The 272-nt window shown below is 70.6% G+C and carries 1 protein-coding gene; it reads right to left on the bottom strand.

Annotated features, from left to right (window positions below; all coding sequences use genetic code 11):
• A partial coding sequence (locus ODJ79_RS46905) for a hypothetical protein (protein ID WP_263030223.1) occupies positions 1-272 on the bottom strand: 272 nt, incomplete at both ends.

Below are 272 nucleotides of genomic sequence, written 5' to 3'. Positions count from 1 at the left end.
CCGCGGACGTACGGGTAGCGCACCCTGGTCGGCGAGTACGTGTACCAGGAGAACGCCGCCCCGCGCGGGCAGCCCCGCGGCTCGTACTCGGGCCGGTCCGGGCCGACGCTGGGATAGTCGGTCTGCTGCGCCTCCCAGGTGATGATCCCGTCCTTGACGTACACCTTCCAGGAGCACGACCCGGTGCAGTTGACGCCGTGGGTCGAGCGCACCACCTTGTCGTGCGACCACCGATCCCGGTAGAAGGCGTCCGCCTGCCGGCCGCCGATCTC

Origin of the sequence: Actinoplanes sp. KI2 (genome assembly GCF_025630775.1) — a bacterium.
Classification (GTDB): domain Bacteria; phylum Actinomycetota; class Actinomycetes; order Mycobacteriales; family Micromonosporaceae; genus Actinoplanes.
Note: the sequence above shows the minus strand (reverse complement) of the source record. Positions and strands in the feature narration are given on the sequence as shown.